Here is an 18,651-nt window from a genome sequence, read left to right on the forward strand (position 1 = left end):
CCGAGGAAATGGGAAATGATGCCTGTGGTATCGGAACAGTGGTTAATATCGACGGCTCAAAGGACAATAAGGTCCTTGATGATGCTCTTCACATCGTTGAGAAGCTTGAGCACAGAGCAGGAAAGGATGCCAGCGGAAAGGTCGGTGACGGTGTCGGAATTCTTCTTCAGATCAGTCATGATTTTTTCAAAAAGGCTGCTAAAGCTGCGGGTATTGAACTGAAAAATGAGAGAGACTACGGTGTCGGCATGTTCTTCTTTCCGGAGGATGAAAAGAAGAGAGCATTTGCGAAGCGCATGTTTGAAGTTATCGCAAAGAAGAACGGGCTTACCGTCCTTGGATGGAGAGCAGTTCCCACACATCCGGAGATTCTCGGTAAAGTGGCACTTGATTGCATGCCATATATCGAGCAGTGCTTTATAGCAAGACCTTCAGGTGTTGATGCCGGGATAGATTTTGACAGACGTTTATATGTACAGAGACGGGAATTTGAGCAGTCATCGGAGGACACATATATCTGTTCATTAAGTTCCCGTTCCATCGTTTACAAGGGAATGTTTCTGGTGGGACAGCTTCGTGCCTTCTATGATGATCTGAGAGATCCGGACTATAAGACAGCCATCGCCATAGTTCACTCCAGATTTTCGACAAATACCACTCCAAGCTGGGACCGCGCGCATCCTTACCGCATGCTTGCCCATAACGGTGAGATCAATACCATCCGGGGAAACATTGACAGAATGCTTGCCCGTGAGGAGACCATGTCGGGACCTTTCCTTGAGAAGGAAGTTGAAAAGATATTCCCGGTGGTCGACAGAAACGGTTCCGATTCTGCGATGCTGGACAATTCCCTTGAGTTCCTTTACATGAACGGAATGGAACTGCCCCTTGCCATGACAGTCACCATTCCTGAGCCATGGAAGCACAACCGCTTCATGGATGACAAGAAGAAGGATTTCTATCATTACTATGCAACCATGATGGAACCCTGGGACGGACCGGCAGCCATCATTTTCTCAGACGGAGACGTGGTGGGAGCAACTCTTGACAGAAACGGTCTGAGACCATCGAGATATTACATTACCGACGACAACAGACTGATACTTGCTTCAGAAGTGGGAGTTCTTGACATTGACCCTAAGCATATAGTTGAAAAGTCAAGACTTCAGCCGGGGCGCATGCTTCTTGTGGATACAAAGGAGAAGAGAATAATTTCTGATGATGAAGTAAAGCGGCATTTCGCTGAGGCACATCCTTTCGGAGAGTGGCTGGACAGAAATCTTCTTCATCTTGAAGATATCAAGATACCGAACCACAAGGTTGAGACTCACAGCAAGGAACTCCGCGGCAAGCTTTACAAGGCATTCGGCTACACCTATGAGGATGTGAAGTCCATCATTCTTCCTATGGCGCAGAATGGTGTGGAGGACACAAATTCCATGGGGCACGATACACCTCTTGCTGTTTTTGACAAGAGACATAAGCCCCTGTTCTGTTACTTCAAGCAGCTTTTTGCCCAGGTTACCAATCCGCCTATCGATTCTCTTCGTGAGAAGGTGGTTACGGATACAACTGTATATCTCGGCTCCGACGGAAATCTCCTTCAGGATAAGGCGGAGAACTGCCGTGTGCTTGAGATTTCAAATCCTATCCTTACAGGGGTTGAACTTCTGAAGATAAAGGAACTTAATGCTCCCGGCTTCAAGACTGCGGTCGTTTCTTTACTTTATTATCAGAATACGTCTTTGGAGCGTGCCATCCAGCAGCTTGAGATCGCTGTGGATCGTGCATACCAGAGGGGGTATAACATTATCATCCTGAGCGACAGAGGAGTTGATGAAAACCATGTGGCCATCCCTTCACTTCTTGCTGTAAGTGCGGTGGAGCAGCACCTTGTCCTTACAAAGAAGAGAACTGCGGTATCCCTGATTCTCGAGTCTGCAGAGCCAAGAGATGTGCATCAGTTTGCGGCAATTCTTGGATTCGGTGCCCGTGCCATAAATCCTTACCTCGCACACGAGTGTATAGCCGAGATCATTGACGAAGGACTTCTTGATAAGGATACTCATACTGCCATCGAGGACTACAACAAGGCGGTAATGGGAGGTATCGTTAAGATTGCAGCCAAAATGGGTATTTCAACCATTCAGTCTTATCAGTCTGCAAAGATTTTTGAGGCCATCGGACTCAGCCGTGAGTTTACGGATAAATATTTCACCGGAATCGTTTCAAGAGTAGGCGGTATCGGTATTCCGGAGATCTCTGAGAGTGTCAATTGGAGACATGAGCTGGCCTTTGACCCTATGGGTGTGAACGGCAATGTGGAGTCTGAATTTGTGAACTTCAACGGCAGCAATTTCTGCCGCGGAAAGGACTTTGAGGATCACCTCTACAATCCTAAGACCGTCATGGCGCTTCAGAAGGCAGTACAGAAGGGAGACTACAAAAAGTTCAAGGAATATACTGCTATGGTAGATGATGCCACAGTACCGCATACACTTCGCGGTATCATGAAGTTTGTTCCGAAGAACAAGCCCATCCCTATCAATGAGGTCGAGCCGGTGGAGTCTATCGTGAAGCGTTTCAAGACAGGGGCAATGTCTTACGGCTCCATTTCTCTTGAAGCCCATGAGGCAATGGCCATCGCCATGAATCGTCTGGGCGGAAAGTCCAACTCCGGTGAAGGCGGTGAGGATCCTTCAAGATACGGAACAGAGAGAAATTCTGCCATCAAGCAGGTGGCTTCAGGACGTTTCGGTGTGACAGGCGCATATCTTAATTCAGCAAGTGAGATTCAGATAAAGATGGCTCAGGGTGCGAAGCCCGGTGAGGGCGGACATCTTCCGGGAAAGAAGGTTTATCCATGGATTGCAAAGACCAGATTTTCAACTCCGGGAGTATCATTGATTTCACCTCCGCCGCATCACGATATCTACAGTATCGAGGATCTGGCACAGCTTATATATGATCTCAAGAATGCAAATCGCCGTGCACGTATTTCAGTAAAGCTTGCTTCTGAAAACGGTGTAGGAACCATCGCCTGCGGTGTTGCCAAGGCGGGAGCCCAGGTGATACTAATCGCGGGCTACGACGGAGGAACGGGAGCAGCGCCGATGACTTCCATTCACCATGCCGGACTTCCATGGGAGCTTGGTATCACTGAGGCTCATCAGACACTTATCCGTAACGGACTTCGTAACAGGGTAATGCTGGAGACGGACGGTAAGCTCATGACCGGTCGTGATGTTGCAATCGCAGCCCTCCTTGGTGCAGAGGAGTATGGTTTTGCCACAACAGCACTTGTGAGTCTCGGATGCATGATGATGAGGGTCTGCCACAAGGATACCTGTCCTTTCGGTGTTGCAACCCAGAACGAGAAGCTTCGCGCAAAGTTCAAGGGTAAGCCTGAGTATGTTATGAACTTCATGAAGTTCGTGGCTACTGAACTTCGTGAGATTATGGCAGAACTTGGCTTCAGGACTGTTCAGGAGATGGTTGGACGTACTGACTGTCTTGCAGTTTCCGAGGAGAGGACCGCAGTTTCGGAGAGAGCAAAGAAGGTTGATCTTTCGGCAATTCTTGATCCTGAATTTGCAAGTCTTCCTGAGAATGTGCGTCATTTCGATCCTGAGCATATTTATGATTTCCATCTGGAGAAGACATTGGATGAAGACGTGCTTCTGCCTAAGTTCAAGAAGGCTTTGGAGAAGGGCGAGCATCATGAGGAAAAGGTTAAGGTTTCAAGCACAAACCGTACTTTCGGAACTATCCTTGGCTCAGAGATAACCGATAACTACTGGATGGGCGCTAAGACCCAGGAGCTTCAGGATGATACCTTCGTGGTTGAAGCGATAGGCGGAGGTGGACAGTCATTCGGTGCATTTATTCCAAAGGGTCTCACCATAAGACTCCACGGTGATGCAAATGATGGCTTCGGAAAGGGCTTAAGCGGAGGAAAACTGATACTTACTCCGAACCGTGAGAGTAAATTCCGTGCCTGTGAGAATATCATCGTCGGTAATGTTGCCCTTTACGGAGCAACTTCAGGAAAGTGCTACGTTGAAGGTGTTGCGGGAGAAAGATTCTGCGTAAGAAACTCAGGAGCAACAGCTGTAGCTGAGGGCTGTGGTGACCACGGTCTTGAGTACATGACAGGCGGTCGTGTAGTAATCCTTGGCCGCACCGGAAAGAACTTTGCAGCTGGTATGTCCGGCGGAATCGCTTATGTTCTTGATGAGGATCATTCATTGTATCTGAAACTCAACAAGGATATGGTACAGCTTCATGAAGTTACAGAAAGATATGATGTAAAGGAACTTAAATCCATACTTAAGGACTATGTGCTGGAAACAAATTCAGCCCGCGGAATGGAGATACTTGAGAACTTTGAGGAGTTCCTGCCATCCTTTAAGAAGATAGTTCCGAATGACTATCAGAAGGTTCAGAATGCGGTTAACCACTTCGAGGACAGCGGCTCATCACCTCAGGATGCCGAGATGGAAGCATTCAGGATGCTGTTCAGCTGATATATGAGGCAGAGCAGCAGGGATATCCAGACAGGATGTCAATACTAGAGATAAAAATCAGTTATGGATTAATGCACATTCTTATTGGATTGTTGGAGAGACTAAAAGAGGGGACGGCTAATAAATAGAGCCGTCTCTTTTTTGCATATAGATCGGCAAAACTGATCATATATTTTGACTGAAATCTGGTTATTTCTTGATGATCAGATTTGAATTAAACTCAATCCTAAATGAGATTCAAATAATATAGAGGAGGATGGAAGAAATGAAGAGAATACTTACGATTCAGGATATATCATGCTTTGGGAAATGCTCACTGACAGTTGCCCTGCCGCTATTTTCAGCAATGGGAATAGAGGCCGTTATCCTTCCTACGGCCGTTCTCAGTACCCATACGATGTTTAAAGGGTTCACCTGCAAGGATCTGTCAGATCAGTTAAAACCCATTACTGATCATTGGAAGCAGGAAGGGATAACCTTTGATGCAATTTGTACAGGGTATCTTGGAACTGAGGAAGAAATTGATACAGTCATAGACATTATAAAAAATTTCAGAAATGAAAATACTTTGGTTTTCGTGGATCCTGCCATGGGAGATAACGGAAAGCTGTATCCTGCTTTTGATGAACATTATGCAAAGAAAAATGCTTCTCTTTGTGCAGTGGCAGACATCATTGATCCTAATATCACAGAAGCAAGCTTTATGACCGGACTTCCATACAGGGAAAATTACGACGAGGATTATGTGAAGGAACTGCTTCTTAAGCTTGCTCAGTTTGGAACAAAGACTCCGATTCTCACAGGTGTTTCTCTTTCAGACGGAAAGACCGGTGCCATGGGATATGATGCCGGTACAAAGACATTTTTTAATTATCAGAATGACAGGATTCCGGCAGCCTATCATGGAACAGGAGATATTTTCTCAAGTGTTCTTGCGGGAGCTTTTGTGCTTGGAATAGAAAGAACCAAGGCACTGAAGATAGCTGCGGACTACACAGCTCTCACAATCTCGGAAACAGAAAAAAATCCGGATAAGCCCTGGTACGGAGTTGATTTTGAGGCAACCATACCGGCGCTTGTGGATGTGCTAAGGGAATTATGCTAGTATTTAGGTATCAGCGGAGCGGTGTTTGGACTAATGGCATCCGGTAAAGCGAGGTGGGATTTTCGGATAGAAAGCTGCCGACAGGTATTCAGGGGGGTTGAAAAGATAAGGGAAGCGGCATTTGATTCCGAAAAGAGAAGTCTGTCAGATTGGGCTGTAGAGTAGAGTGAAAATCTATTACTCAAAAGGAGATGAGAGAATGCGCGATGAAAGAAATGCAGAAGCGGATGTTGAAAACAGTATAGCGGAGAACCTTCGGCACGTAAGAGAAAGAATAAATGCAGCCTGTGAAAGAGCCGGGCGGGATCCGAAGGATGTTTCGCTTATTGCAGTGAGTAAAACCAAGCCTTTTTCAGATGTAATGGCGGCTCATAAAGCAGGGTCAACACAATTCGGAGAGAACTATGTTCAGGAATTGATGGACAAGATAGAGGAGCTTAGTAAAAGCGGAGAGACAGAATCTGTAAAGTGGCATATGATAGGGCATCTTCAGAAAAACAAGGTGAAGTATCTTATAGGACATACAGCATTGATTCATTCGGTTGATTCCATAGCTCTTGCGGAGCAGATCGAGAAGGAAGCGTCAAAAAAGAATGAAGTCATGCGGGTGCTTTTGGAGGTAAATATTGCCAAAGAAGAGAGTAAATGGGGCTTTGACAGGGACTCTGTTGAAGAGGCATGTAAAGAGATAATGTCTTTCTCTCATGTGAAAGTGCTGGGGCTCATGACTTCGGCCCCATATACGGAAGATCCCGAAACCAACAGGCTTTTCTTCAGAGAGCTTAATGCACTGGCTCACGAACTGTATGATAAAAAGCTGATAGTGGATTCGGATCCGGACTTCAATGTTCCTGTGCTCTCCATGGGAATGACAGGAGACTTCGAGGTGGCAGTTGAAGAGGGTGCCACGATGGTGAGAGTCGGAACTGCAATTTTCGGCAAAAGAAATTACGCGAATTAAGCAGCACAACTGCCTTCGATTTTTAATCGAAGGAGTCACGCGGCTTTGAACGGTACTACAGTTTTTCTTTTGAGCAGGATAAGTGCCTGATAAAAAGGTAAAAGAAATATGGACGTTATGGAGACTATAGAAAAGAATAGATCTGGCAATATGTGGTCAAAACCTGAAAAACGTGCGCTTCTGATGGTTAATCAGAGCGCTGGTATGGGTAATGCGAAGGACAAGATTTTTGAGCTTATCACAGAACTTGTGAAACAGGGTTTTGAGGTTGTGACTTTTCCTGTTATTCCTGATCGCGGCATCACTTCGGAGCAGGTGATATCGGAGTATCGTCATAGGAAGTTTCATATTGTGGCATGCATAGGAGGGGATGGGACATTAAACCATGTGGTAAATGCCCTCATGACCGTGAATGATCGGAAAAAGGCCGGAGTCCCCGTGATCTATATCCCCAGTGGAACCACCAACGATTATGCAAAGACACTTGGCCTGAGCGGAGATATTCAGAAACTGATGCAAAGTGTACAGGCTGCCAATGTCTACGGTCTGGACGTCGGAGATTTCGGCGGAAAGTTCTTTAACTACGTGGCGGCATTCGGAGCATTCACAAATGTAAGCTACGAAACGCCTCAGGATCAGAAAAATATGCTCGGGTACCTTGCCTATCTTTTTAACGGCATAATTTCAGCACCTTCATCGCTCCAGACCAGGTATCATATAAAAGTGACTCACGAGGGCGAAACGGAAGAAGGAGACTATATCTTCGGAGCGGTTTCCAATGCAACATCCGTGGCCGGATTCAAGACTCCGGCATTGGCACATGCATCTCTCAGTGACGGAGTTTTTGAGGTTATGCTTATCAAAGCTCCGGAGGATCTTCAGGATGTGGGGGAAATATTTAAAGCCGCAATGGATGGCAATTATGACAATCCCTATATTCATGTTTTTACTGCAAAGGAAGTGCATTTTGATTCAAGTCAGGATGTGAGCTGGACTCTTGACGGAGAGTTTGGCGGTATGAGGAAGGATGTGAAGGTCACAGTGATTCCGAAGGCAATAAAGATATATAAAGAAGTATAACTCAAAGATAAAAAGCTGTTGTTAATTTTGAAAAGGTTAATTAAAATGTTTGAAATTGAAGCAATATATAAGACTATGTATTTGCACTGTTTTTATCAGTATCAATTCAGAAATACCGACTGAGTTGCATCTAAGGTCAAAAACTTTTTTAAAGGAGACAACATTGGCACAACATAATCTTTCAAAGGGAAATCTTCTTCATAATATGATATGGTTTTCGCTGCCGTATCTTCTCAGCTACTTCCTGCAGACACTTTACGGACTCGCAGACCTTCTCATTGCAGGACGCTACAACGGGGCAGATGTCATATCTGCGGTATCCATCGGATCTCAGGTTATGCACATGGTGACGGTAATGCTGGTGGGCCTCGCCATGGGATCAACAGTTATGATCGGGCAGTTTGTAGGTGCTGAAGATGAAAAGAGAGTCAGCAAAACCATCGGTAATACCATCACACTTTTTTCCGGTATAGCAGTGGCAGTGACATTGCTGTTGCATGTGTGTATCCACCCCATAGTCGGAGCACTGTCGACCCCGGCAGAGGCGGTACGGGGAACTGTGAGTTATCTTCAGATCTGCTTCACGGGAATCCCTTTTATCATCGCATATAACATACTAAGCTCTATCTTCAGAGGCATGGGTGACTCAAAAAGTCCGCTGATCTTTATTGCTATAGCCTGCTTTGTGAATATAGTGCTGGATTTCATCTTTATGGGTCCAATGCACATGGGGGCAGCCGGTGCGGCATACGGAACTGTTCTTGCTCAGGCGGTGAGCGTCATCATCGCATTTGCTGCAATAGTAAAGAAAAAGCTGTTTGAGGTTCATCTGTCGGATCTGAGACCGGACAGATTTGTGCTGGAAAAGATTCTGGGCGTAGGAGTTCCTGTTGCCTGTCAGGATGGATTCATACAGATTTCATTCCTTATCATAACGGTTATAGCCAATCAGCGTGGTGTAGACATTTCCGCTGCGGTAGGCATCGTGGAAAAGACTATCAGTTTCCTGTTCCTGGTGCCATCCAGCATGCTTTCGACAGTCTCCACCATAGTTGCACAGTCCGTGGGTGCGGGAGACAGGGTAAGAGCACGCAAGACATTAAAATACGGTGTGATAATGTCTTTCTCCATCGGTGTGTTCTTCGCGATACTTTTTCAGTTTATTTCACCGTGGTTTTTCAGAATGTTCACGGATGATCCGGTTGTGAAGGAGTATGCAGTACAGTATATGCAGACTTATGTCATCGACTGTGCCATAGCGGGAGTGCATTTCCCGTTTTCCGGTTTCTTCAGTGCCTGCAATATGTCGGTACTTGGATTCGTTCACAATATCATGTCGGTTGTTCTCGTGCGTGTGCCCGGGGCGTGGCTTGCCACTAAAATGTATCCGGAAACTCTGTACGCCATGGGACTTGCGGCACCGGCAGGATCACTTCTCAGTGTTATCATATGTGGAGCATTTTATTTTCATTATAAAAAGAAGGGGAAGTTCTGAAGCTCTGTGAATGTTTTCGAGGAAACATTGTTGGGCGACGTTTACATGTGAAAGAGTATTTCGGATTTGTACAGAAGATATAAAAATATAGAATCCGTCAGGGCATGGTCGTTGGGCCATGCCTTTTTGTTATAAGGAGAGAATTTGCGGGAAGGAGACATTTTATTTCCGGCCTTGAATGTGAAATAAATGTGAAAACTGAAAATTGTTAGCACTCGATGCTTGACGTTGCTAATAATGCGTTTTATAATACGATTTGTTGCTAGAGAAAAAGTCTTTTAGACATAAAAACAGAAATCCGGTTGGTTTAATGTGGATTTTTGTGAAAATTCAATATCCCGTTCTAGCCGGACAGATTATAAATTAGGAGGTCAATCATGAAGTTAGTTCCATTATTTGACAGAGTAGTTCTTGAGAAAGAGAAGATGGAAGAGACAACAGCCAGCGGTATCGTTCTTCCTGGACAGAATGACAAGGAGAAGCCTGGTCAGGCAGTTGTTGTTGCAGTTGGTCCTGGCGGAGTTGTTGACGGAAAAGAGATCACAATGCAGGTAAAGGTTGGAGATCACGTTCTTTTCTCAAAGTATGCAGGTTCGGAGGTAGAGATCGAAGGAACCAAGTACACTGTTGTTAAGCAGAATGACATTCTCGCTATCGTAGAGAAATAATTGAATATATTGTCGGAACCGGAGAGATGATGAAGACATTGTCACGAAGGACCAACAGAACATAAATTGATATTTCCCGTCGGGAAGCGCTATGGAAAGATAGCGCAGGACGGAGACATTTAGGAGGAATTCGAAATGGCAAAGGAAATTAAGTACGGCGTTGAAGCAAGAAAAGCACTTGAGGCCGGCGTTGATCAGGTTGCAAATACAGTAAAGGTTACACTTGGACCTAAGGGAAGAAACGTAGTTCTTGATAAGAGCTATGGTGCACCACTTATCACAAACGATGGTGTTTCAATCGCCAAGGAGATCGAGCTTAAGGATGCATACGAGAACATGGGCGCACAGCTTGTTCGTGAAGTTGCATCAAAGACAAATGACGTTGCCGGTGATGGTACAACAACTGCTACAGTTCTTGCACAGGCTATCGTTAAGGAAGGTATGAAGAACCTCGAGGCAGGTGCAAACCCTATCATCCTTCGTAAGGGTATCCACAAGGCAGTTAAGGCTGCTGTAGAGTCAATCAAGGCTCAGTCTTCAAAGGTTAAGGGCAAGGATCAGATCGCTAAGGTTGCCGGTATTTCTGCAGGTGACGAGCGTGTCGGTGAGATGGTTGCTGACGCTATGGAGAAGGTTTCCAAGGACGGTGTTATCACTGTTGAGGAGTCAAAGACCATGCTTACAGAGCTTGACGTAGTTGAAGGTATGGAGTTCGACAGAGGATATATCTCAGCTTACATGTGCTCAGATATGGATAAGATGGAAGCAAATCTTGACGATCCTTACATCCTTATCACAGACAAGAAGATCTCAAACATTCAGGATATCCTTCCTGTACTTGAGAACATCGTAAAGAGCGGTGCTAAGCTTCTTATCATCGCTGAGGATGTTGAGGGTGAGGCTCTTACAACTCTTATCGTTAACAAGCTTCGTGGAACATTCAATGTTGTTGCTGTCAAGGCTCCGGGCTACGGTGACAGACGTAAGGAGATGCTTCAGGATATCGCTATCCTTACAGGCGGACAGGTTATCTCTTCAGATCTCGGTCTTGAGCTTAAGGATACAACTATGGAGCAGCTTGGTCGTGCTAAGTCTGTTAAGGTATCTAAGGAGAAGACAACTATCGTTGATGGCGAGGGTCAGAAGTCTGACATCGAGTCACGTATCGCTGAGATCAAGCAGCAGATTTCTACAACAACTTCTGACTTCGACAGAGAGAAGCTTCAGGAGAGACTTGCAAAGCTTTCAGGCGGCGTAGCTGTTATCAGAGTTGGTGCTGCTACAGAGACTGAGATGAAGGAAGCTAAGCTTCGTATGGAGGATGCTCTCAATGCAACACGTGCTGCAGTTGAAGAGGGTGTTATCGCAGGTGGCGGATCAGCTTACATTCACGCTCAGAAGTCTGTTGAGAAGGTTGTTGAAGAGCTCGACGGAGATGAGAAGACAGGTGCTAAGATCATCCTTAAGGCGCTTGAAGCTCCTCTTTACACAATCGCATCAAATGCAGGTCTTGAGGGCGCAGTCATCGTAAACAAGGTTAAGGAGACACCGGACGGACAGGGCTTCGATGCTCTTCACGAGGCATATGTAGATATGCTTGAGGCCGGAATTCTTGATCCTGCAAAGGTTACAAGAACAGCTCTTCAGAATGCAGCATCAGTTGCATCAACACTTCTTACAACAGAGGCTGTTGTCGCTGACATTAAAGAGCCTGCAGCTCCTGCAATGCCAAACCCTGGAATGGGCGGAATGATGTAAGCGTATAAGTCCTGTGTCAAGCGGCGTTTCATCCTTCAAGCTTGCTTGTAAGGATGAAGCGACATTTGACACGACAACGGATATCGAAAATAAGCGCGTTAGCGCGGTTTGAGATATCCGTTAGCATTGCGGGAGTTGCGAAGCAATGAAGCAATGCGTGGGACTTGTACTATGTATATAAAGTTCGTATAATTAAGCTCGGATTGCGTAAAAGCAATTCGGGCTTTTTTAAATAATCGCGAGGCGGCCAATTGGAAAATGTTTTCTATGCAGACAGGCAACCCGCAGACGAGCCAATGGGGTGTTTCCCGTTACTCGATTAATAAATTGCCGGCTTGATCCAACATCCGGCGGAACGGAGACATATATGGACGAATATGTAGAGCACATGGTGAAAAGAAACGATCCCGTTTACTGGAAGGCGGCATTAGGTGTTGCAGCAGTTTTGACGGTTATCTCTCTGTTTTTGGCACTTCAGTATGCATTTGCGTTGCTTTTGCTTCTCGCGATGCTTGCAGCTGACTATGCTGTATGGCTGTTTTCAAGTGTTGAATATGAGTACACCTATTTCGGCGGTGGATTGGAACTTGATGAAGTTCTGAACAAGACCCGCAGAAGAAAGATCGTTGAGACAAATGGTGAAGAACTTGTTCTTTTTGCTCCGAAGAATTCCGATGCAGCCAAGGCAGAGATCGGCAATGCCAAGGTTCTCGACTATTCCGGCAACGGCCCTGAGGATAAGAAGTATGCATACATTTATGTAAGAAACGGAAACAAGGTATGCATGTATATCGAGGGTAATGATGAACTCGTTAAGCAGGTGAGAAGAAATACACCACAGAAATACAAAGCATATTAAAGAAACACGGATTGACACAATGTTTCCTTAGGACTCCCGGTGTCGGGGCACGGATTTTTGAGGCAAATTGATGCTTCACTTTGAAAATCCGGCCAGAGAAACGCTTTGCTCAGTGTTTCATTAAAACCAAGACTGTCGCATGAAGGATGTAACAATCCGGATGCGGCAGTTTTTTCTGTATCAGATGATAATAAAAAAACAGAGTTGTTAAAAACAAGGTTATAAAAAACAAGTCATATTTGAGAAAAGATTATAAGAAGTATGGTGATGACGATAAAACTGATATAGTAACAAAACGGCATTTTTGAGCCGTGAAACTTGTATTAGCGTTTTTAAATAGCTGTACCATACATCGCCTTAAACCTGGCGTAATTACAGCACTTTTATGATCTGCCAACAGTGACATTATTTAAAAACGGGTATACTGGTTATGTTTAAAAAGTGAATTCAATAGTTCATGAGGAGGCGGGGGATGAAAGAATTTACTATCAAGGTGTTGCCGGAGCAGGGAAACTTAACAAATGCCATAGAGTTTATAGAAAAAAGGCTGATAGAGTGTAAGACCGGCAGCAAGGACAGGGCAAAGGCGGTGCTTCTTGCGGAAGAGTATCTAGTTGAACTTTTTAAGGTTACCAAAGAAAACCGAAGCGTGATCATACGTGTTAAAAGATTTTTTGGAAAAACCACCGTAACTCTAATAAGTGAAAGCAGGAATGAAGTAACAGCGGGTACAGTAAATTCCATTTTGGATCTTGACTGCTATGAATCTGCCCCCAATGCCGAGGCGGCTATCAGGAGCATGATAATCAATGCCAACAGCGATATTCTCAGACAGAGCTACAGAAACGGAATTAATAAGATCGTCATAACTGCAGGAATATCAAGCCAGAAAAATCTTATGAATGTTCTATTTTCAATGCTTCTTGCAGTAATCGTATGCAGCATCATGAGGTTTGCTTTAAGCGAAAATATATGTAATGCAATAAATGACTATGTGTTTATGACTATTAAAACCATTTTCTTAAATGCTTTAAAAGCAGTTATTGCACCGCTTATATTCTTTTCCATCGCTGCGTCGGTTTCTTCTGTTACAGACCTCAGTGAATTAGGGAAGATAGGTGCCCGGGTAATGGGCTTTTATGCCATGACCACCCTTGCGGCTACTATAGTTGCGTTTACTGCCTACAATATCATTAATCCCGGAACCTTCAATGAACTTTCCTATATGATAAGTGAAACACAGCAGGTCGGAGGACAGGAGACGGTCAGCATCCTTGATACGATTATCGGAATAGTTCCTGACAATTTCATAGGTGCTTTTGTTAATTCTGCAACGCTGCAGCTTATTTTCCTCGGCATACTTGTGGGTGGAGTGGTACCGCTTATGGGCGAAAAGACTGAGAAGATTACGTCTTTTATTTCTGCGGCAAACGATTTGTTTCTACGGGTGGCTTCTACCATAACAAAGTGTCTGCCTATAGCAGTATTTGCCTTTATAGGCTCAATGGTCATGACTATGGATTTCCAGTTAATAATGACGCTGTTGTCATTGTTCTTCTGTATCTTGCTTGGAATGATCGTGATGCTGATTTTCTATTTAACCGTGGTTTTTATCATGACAGGAAGTAATCCTTTTGAATTCTTCAAAAATGCCGTACCTGCCTGGCTAAATGCTTTTGCCCTGTCATCAAGCAGCGCAGCCATGCCGTTTACTATGGATACCTGTGATAAAAAGCTTAATATTTCTCCAAAGCTGTATTCATTTTCCATCCCGCTTGGAGCAACCATAAACATGGATGGATTTGTCGTAGTACTTACTATCTCCACGCTGTTTCTGGCAAAAGTATTCGGAGTTGAATTATCGGGCGGCGAAATCGCATCCTTGATAGTGACTATTGTCTTGCTTTCCTTCGGAGCACCGGGAATACCCGGCGTTTCAACCATATGTATGTCGGTGCTTCTTATGCAGTTCCATGTGCCTATGGAAGCACTCGCAATTTTCATAGGTATCGATGCCATAACAGATCCGCTTAATACAGCCAATAATGTGTTTGGCGATATCGTGGGAACCTTTTGCGTAGGAAAAAGAAGTGGAATGATGAATGGCAGACATTAAAGAACGGACTTTTCTTGTTTTTTACTGAATGTTTGTTTGACGATAACGAGTGGTGATGGTAGATACAGGTAGCACCTGTAGTATTATAGCAAACTAATGTTCGCTCGATAATGAGAAAGAATATTTGTAAAAGAACATTTGACAAAAGCAGATTCCGGAATGCATAGATCGTGAACAAGGTGGTATTCTCACACCGGATGGAGTGATATTCATATGTGAAGTTTGTTATTATGAACCTGAAACGATAGGTAGACACTCAGTATAAATGGATTTACAGTTCAAGTCTGAAAGAGGAAGTGCCAATGATGAGAGTGATGTGGATATTTATATCGAAAAAAGGAAACTCAAAAGCCTTATAAGATATTACTGCTTTGTTTCAGATCTTGAGAAAGCACTTAACTGTCATGTTGATGTTGTCACTACGGGTATAGAAGACAAGACCTTTCTAAATGCTATTCAAAGGGAAGGGATTTTGCTGTATGAAGAGTGATGACAGAATAATCAAAATGCCGGAGCTGTGGCGTGATTAAACATTGAATAAGAAAAACTTTGGTGCTATCATGGTTAGCGAAAGCTAACCGGGTTCTGCGAGAAGATGATTTGTATGTGAGGAGTCGGGATTTGGCTCCTCATTTTTTGCAATAAGCCCATCAAACTCACCCATGGGTGTTGTGCTTGTACAAAAGATCATGGATGTATTTGACAGCCAATGCGGGCGGAGGGGTAAGAAGATGAAGCGAGTTAGTGCTGAATATTCGCCACAACGGTAGTTTTCAGAGGCACTTTATGACAGATAACAGAAAACCAATACTTAGAGCTATCAATATAAAGAAAGAATATCAGTTAGGTGAAGTGACGGTACAGGCCCTTAGGGGTGTCAGTTTTGACATTTACGATAAGGAACTGATCGTCATACTGGGACCTTCAGGCTCCGGCAAGTCTACAACTCTCAATATCCTTGGAGGCATAGAGACAGCCACTGAGGGAGAGATATGGTACGGCGGTGAGAAGCTCGACTGGGATGATAAAAAGAAGCTCACTCTGTACAGACGTAAGCACATAGGTTTCGTATTTCAGTTCTACAACCTACTTCCCGGGCTTACGGCTCTTGAAAATATCGAACTTGCGGGGGAGATGGGAAGCTCACCTATAGATGCACTGGAACTTATAAAAGAGGTGGGGCTTGAGGAACGTTCTCATCATTATCCCAACAGACTCTCCGGAGGTGAACAGCAGCGAATAGCTATTGCGAGAGCTCTTTGCAAGAATCCGGATCTTCTTTTGTGCGATGAACCGACAGGCGCTCTTGATTCCAAAACAGGAGTTCAGGTTCTTCGTTTGATTCACGATTTTTGCCGAAGATACGAAAAGCCTGTGGTGATCATCACACACAATGTAGATATAGCAAAGATTGCAGACCGGGTATTCCATTTTAAAGACGGCATACTTGAATCGGTGAATATAAATCCGAATCCCATGGATCCCGGTGACATCGAGTGGTGAAACGATACAAAGTTCCGGCAATATGCCAGAGAGATGCCGGTAAACCATGGAGCTGTCTGGATTGAAATCTGTTTTACAGAAATAAAGGAAAAGACAGCTTTACAGAGAAGGAATAACTAAGGTGTCTGACAGGAAGGCAAAATGAAACAGTTTCGGAAAAATGCATTGAGACTGGCATGGCGTAACAAGGGATCATTTCTCGGTTCGGTCTTTATTATCGCCATAGGCATCATGGCCATGGTCTCCATGTTTGATACACTTACAAATCTGGAAGGCCAGATTCGGGAATTATATAAAGAACGTAAGCTAACAGATGTATTTGCCACGGTCATAGGCATATCTCCCGAAGATCTAGAACGTTTTACAGAGATTCCGGGGATAATGGAGGCAGGAGGGAAGATAGCTTCCGATGTTCGTTTGGTCACGGATGGTCAGGAGGAGATAGTTACAGTTCATCTTATGAGCTACAGCAAGGATGATAAGGTAAACCTGTCTTCTTTGATTCGTTGTGATGGAGATTTGGAAAGTGTTCTGCCTCTGGGAAGTGAGTTCCCCGATGATAATGCTATTTTCCTTGGGACAAGCATGGAAAAGGTATACGGCTTTTCCCCGGGGGATGAAATAAGGCTTGTAATCAACGGTGAAAGTTACAGATTTACATATGCAGGCACTGTCAATGAACCTGACTATATCTATGCTATGCCTCCGGGGGGCGCTATGATACCGGACGGGTCTGTCTATGATATCGCGGTCATCTCCATTGACAGGATGAAAAGGATACTTGGCAGTTCAAACTTTACGGAGATCGGATTTATCCTTGAAGATGGCTTTGAATATGCTGATGTGAAAAGAAAACTTGAGGACAGACTCCAGCCATATGGCCTTATGAGCCTCTGCGATAAGGAACATCAGGCGAGCTTTGAGGAGATGGAGGGAGAGTTTGAAGAACTTAGCTCCATGGGGACAGTAATTCCTTTTCTTTTCATGAGTATATCGGTGTTCATGCTTTATGTGGTGCTTAACAAGATGATCGACAGGGACCGGAGTCTCATAGGAACCATGAAGGCCTTTGGCATGACAGATTCGGAACTCATGAGTGCATACATGCTGCAGGGACTTTTCATAGGAATTCTCGGAGCACTGGCGGGATGCGTCTTCGCTTCACCATTTGGCAGATCCATGTTTGATCTCTACAGAAATTTCTATAATCTTCCCGATCCCGTTTACTATGAACCGATAATGTCAAAGGTTCTTGCATTTGTTATTGCCATAGTGACAAGCGTGGCTGCAGTATTTGCGGGAATAAGAGGGATACTCGGGATAACTCCGTCAATGGCTATGCGCGCACAGAGCCCTCAGGTTTTTGGAGACGTAAAGCTTACGGATTTTGTCAGGGAGAACATAAGCTTTATGACGAAAATGGGACTGATGTCTATACTCAGAAATCCCTTCAGAGGTTTTCTTATAGCGCTTGCCATAGGTTTTCCGTTTGCCATGTCATCAGTCCTTATTTCCTACGGCCCCCTCATAAACAACGTTATGGAATCCGAATATGATGACTGTAAAGCCTATGATCTGGAGGTACAGCTTGACAGATACAGTTCCCCCTCGAAAGTGTTGGATTCAGCTGCTTCTTTGATGCATGTCAGAAGGGCAGAACCGGTATTTGAAAGAGCCATAATGCTCAAAAAGGATTCAAGATCAGAGTATTCACTTCTCTCAGGGCTTCCGAAGGATTGCAGTCTGTGGAAGGTTCTGGATAATGAAAAGATGGAGTACGTAGACATTCCCGGGGACGGTCTTCTCATAAATGCGCGTCTCATGGATAAACTTCATGTGAAGGTTGGAGATACGGTGGAGTTTAATGTTCCGGGAATGATTTCCGGATGGAGAAAGGTAAAGATATCAGGAATCTTAAGTGAGACCTTCGGAAGCAGATGTTATCTTCAGCTTGAGAGTTTTCCGGATGTGCTTGGGATGGATTCCATGGCGGATATACTGCTTATCTCTGCGGAACCGGGACATTTTGACGAAGTGAAAAAGGAGCTTTATGATTCCGGGCGAGTGACATGGATAGTTGATAAGCTTAAGACCAGAAGAACTTTTTCTGATATGTTCGGGAGTATGACTATCATGGTGGACGTTTTCAACATACTCTCAGTCATAGCGGGGGTGATACTTATCTACAACATTTCCATGATAAATCTGAGGGAACGTACCACTGAGCTTGTGACCCTGAGAGTCCTGGGGACAACTGACAGGGAGCTTGGATGGATGCTCTTTTTTGAAATGATGATATATTTTGCATTCGGGATATTCATGGGATTTCCGGGAAATTATTTCATAAGAAAGCTGTTTGAATCAATGATGAAGACCGACAGCTATGTATTCAGAATGAGATTTGATCCTCTGTCAGTGATTTACGCATTGCTGCTCTGCGCAGTGATAGCCGGCATTGCATGGTTTCTGGAATTGCGTCTCGTGAAAAGCATTAAGCTGACAGACGCGCTGAAGGAGAGGGAATGAAGAAACATCTATGACAGGAGTATCATTTGTCATGAATTGTGGTGGATGTTATAT

General features: G+C 44.5%; 13 protein-coding genes. All 13 read left to right on the forward strand.

Features of this window, described 5'->3' with window-relative positions; all coding sequences use genetic code 11:
- Positions 1 to 8 precede the first annotated feature (8 nt).
- The 13 genes from gltB to BM294_RS00120 all read left to right on the forward strand — a co-directional run bounded on the left by gltB (position 9) and on the right by BM294_RS00120 (position 18,597).
- Positions 9 to 4,526, forward strand: coding sequence for a glutamate synthase large subunit (gltB, locus tag BM294_RS00065; protein ID WP_091204126.1), 4,518 nt, complete (start codon positions 9 to 11; stop codon positions 4,524 to 4,526).
- A gap of 265 nt (positions 4,527 to 4,791) precedes the next feature.
- Positions 4,792 to 5,631 carry a pyridoxamine kinase gene (locus tag BM294_RS00070; RefSeq protein WP_091203775.1) on the forward strand — a complete coding sequence of 280 codons (840 nt, stop codon included), beginning with the start codon at positions 4,792 to 4,794 and terminating at the stop codon, positions 5,629 to 5,631.
- A 33-nt stretch (positions 5,632 to 5,664) separates the two neighbouring features.
- Complete coding sequence (locus BM294_RS16415) at positions 5,665 to 5,796, forward strand: hypothetical protein (RefSeq protein ID WP_255407175.1); 132 nt, start codon at positions 5,665 to 5,667, stop codon at positions 5,794 to 5,796.
- Positions 5,797 to 5,830: 34 nt separating this feature from the next.
- A complete protein-coding gene (locus BM294_RS00075) occupies positions 5,831 to 6,592 on the forward strand; it encodes a YggS family pyridoxal phosphate-dependent enzyme (RefSeq protein WP_091203776.1) in 762 nt (253 codons plus the stop codon).
- A 108-nt stretch (positions 6,593 to 6,700) separates the two neighbouring features.
- Positions 6,701 to 7,672 (forward strand): diacylglycerol/lipid kinase family protein, encoded by a 972-nt coding sequence (locus BM294_RS00080; protein WP_091203778.1) that lies wholly within the window; start codon positions 6,701 to 6,703, stop codon positions 7,670 to 7,672.
- Between the two features lie 163 nt (positions 7,673 to 7,835).
- Positions 7,836 to 9,167 (forward strand): MATE family efflux transporter, encoded by a 1,332-nt coding sequence (locus BM294_RS00085; RefSeq protein ID WP_330389719.1) that lies wholly within the window; start codon positions 7,836 to 7,838, stop codon positions 9,165 to 9,167.
- 377 nt (positions 9,168 to 9,544) lie between these two features.
- Positions 9,545 to 9,835 (forward strand): co-chaperone GroES, encoded by a 291-nt coding sequence (locus BM294_RS00090; RefSeq protein WP_091203780.1) that lies wholly within the window; start codon positions 9,545 to 9,547, stop codon positions 9,833 to 9,835.
- Positions 9,836 to 9,970: 135 nt separating this feature from the next.
- Positions 9,971 to 11,593, forward strand: a complete 1,623-nt coding sequence (gene groL / locus BM294_RS00095) for a chaperonin GroEL (RefSeq protein WP_091203781.1) — start codon at positions 9,971 to 9,973, stop codon at positions 11,591 to 11,593.
- A 367-nt stretch (positions 11,594 to 11,960) separates the two neighbouring features.
- Positions 11,961 to 12,452 carry a hypothetical protein gene (locus BM294_RS00100; RefSeq protein ID WP_091203783.1) on the forward strand — a complete coding sequence of 164 codons (492 nt, stop codon included), beginning with the start codon at positions 11,961 to 11,963 and terminating at the stop codon, positions 12,450 to 12,452.
- Positions 12,453 to 12,924: 472 nt separating this feature from the next.
- Positions 12,925 to 14,568, forward strand: coding sequence for a dicarboxylate/amino acid:cation symporter (locus BM294_RS00105; protein WP_175494362.1), 1,644 nt, complete (start codon positions 12,925 to 12,927; stop codon positions 14,566 to 14,568).
- A 265-nt stretch (positions 14,569 to 14,833) separates the two neighbouring features.
- Positions 14,834 to 15,058, forward strand: a complete 225-nt coding sequence (locus BM294_RS00110) for a nucleotidyltransferase family protein (RefSeq protein ID WP_091203786.1) — start codon at positions 14,834 to 14,836, stop codon at positions 15,056 to 15,058.
- Between the two features lie 296 nt (positions 15,059 to 15,354).
- Positions 15,355 to 16,071 carry an ABC transporter ATP-binding protein gene (locus tag BM294_RS00115; protein ID WP_091203787.1) on the forward strand — a complete coding sequence of 239 codons (717 nt, stop codon included), beginning with the start codon at positions 15,355 to 15,357 and terminating at the stop codon, positions 16,069 to 16,071.
- 141 nt (positions 16,072 to 16,212) lie between these two features.
- Positions 16,213 to 18,597: an ABC transporter permease gene (locus BM294_RS00120; protein WP_091203789.1), complete on the forward strand. Its 2,385-nt coding sequence runs from the start codon at positions 16,213 to 16,215 to the stop codon at positions 18,595 to 18,597.
- Positions 18,598 to 18,651: the final 54 nt, after the last annotated feature.

Origin of the sequence: Oribacterium sp. WCC10 (genome assembly GCF_900113415.1) — a bacterium.
GTDB lineage: Bacteria > Bacillota > Clostridia > Lachnospirales > Lachnospiraceae > Oribacterium.

What these genes read in the sequence shown, in the direction of transcription:
- gltB (WP_091204126.1), top strand. Translation starts at nt 9, where the DNA reads ATGGGAAATGATGCCTGTGGTATCGGAACAGTGGTTAATATCGACGGC.
- BM294_RS00120 (WP_091203789.1), top strand. Translation starts at nt 16,213, where the DNA reads ATGAAACAGTTTCGGAAAAATGCATTGAGACTGGCATGGCGTAACAAG.
- BM294_RS00080 (WP_091203778.1), top strand. Translation starts at nt 6,701, where the DNA reads ATGGACGTTATGGAGACTATAGAAAAGAATAGATCTGGCAATATGTGG.
- BM294_RS00090 (WP_091203780.1), top strand. Translation starts at nt 9,545, where the DNA reads ATGAAGTTAGTTCCATTATTTGACAGAGTAGTTCTTGAGAAAGAGAAG.
- BM294_RS00115 (WP_091203787.1), top strand. Translation starts at nt 15,355, where the DNA reads ATGACAGATAACAGAAAACCAATACTTAGAGCTATCAATATAAAGAAA.
- BM294_RS00100 (WP_091203783.1), top strand. Translation starts at nt 11,961, where the DNA reads ATGGACGAATATGTAGAGCACATGGTGAAAAGAAACGATCCCGTTTAC.
- BM294_RS00070 (WP_091203775.1), top strand. Translation starts at nt 4,792, where the DNA reads ATGAAGAGAATACTTACGATTCAGGATATATCATGCTTTGGGAAATGC.
- BM294_RS00075 (WP_091203776.1), top strand. Translation starts at nt 5,831, where the DNA reads ATGCGCGATGAAAGAAATGCAGAAGCGGATGTTGAAAACAGTATAGCG.
- BM294_RS00105 (WP_175494362.1), top strand. Translation starts at nt 12,925, where the DNA reads ATGAAAGAATTTACTATCAAGGTGTTGCCGGAGCAGGGAAACTTAACA.
- groL (WP_091203781.1), top strand. Translation starts at nt 9,971, where the DNA reads ATGGCAAAGGAAATTAAGTACGGCGTTGAAGCAAGAAAAGCACTTGAG.
- BM294_RS00110 (WP_091203786.1), top strand. Translation starts at nt 14,834, where the DNA reads ATGGATTTACAGTTCAAGTCTGAAAGAGGAAGTGCCAATGATGAGAGT.
- BM294_RS16415 (WP_255407175.1), top strand. Translation starts at nt 5,665, where the DNA reads ATGGCATCCGGTAAAGCGAGGTGGGATTTTCGGATAGAAAGCTGCCGA.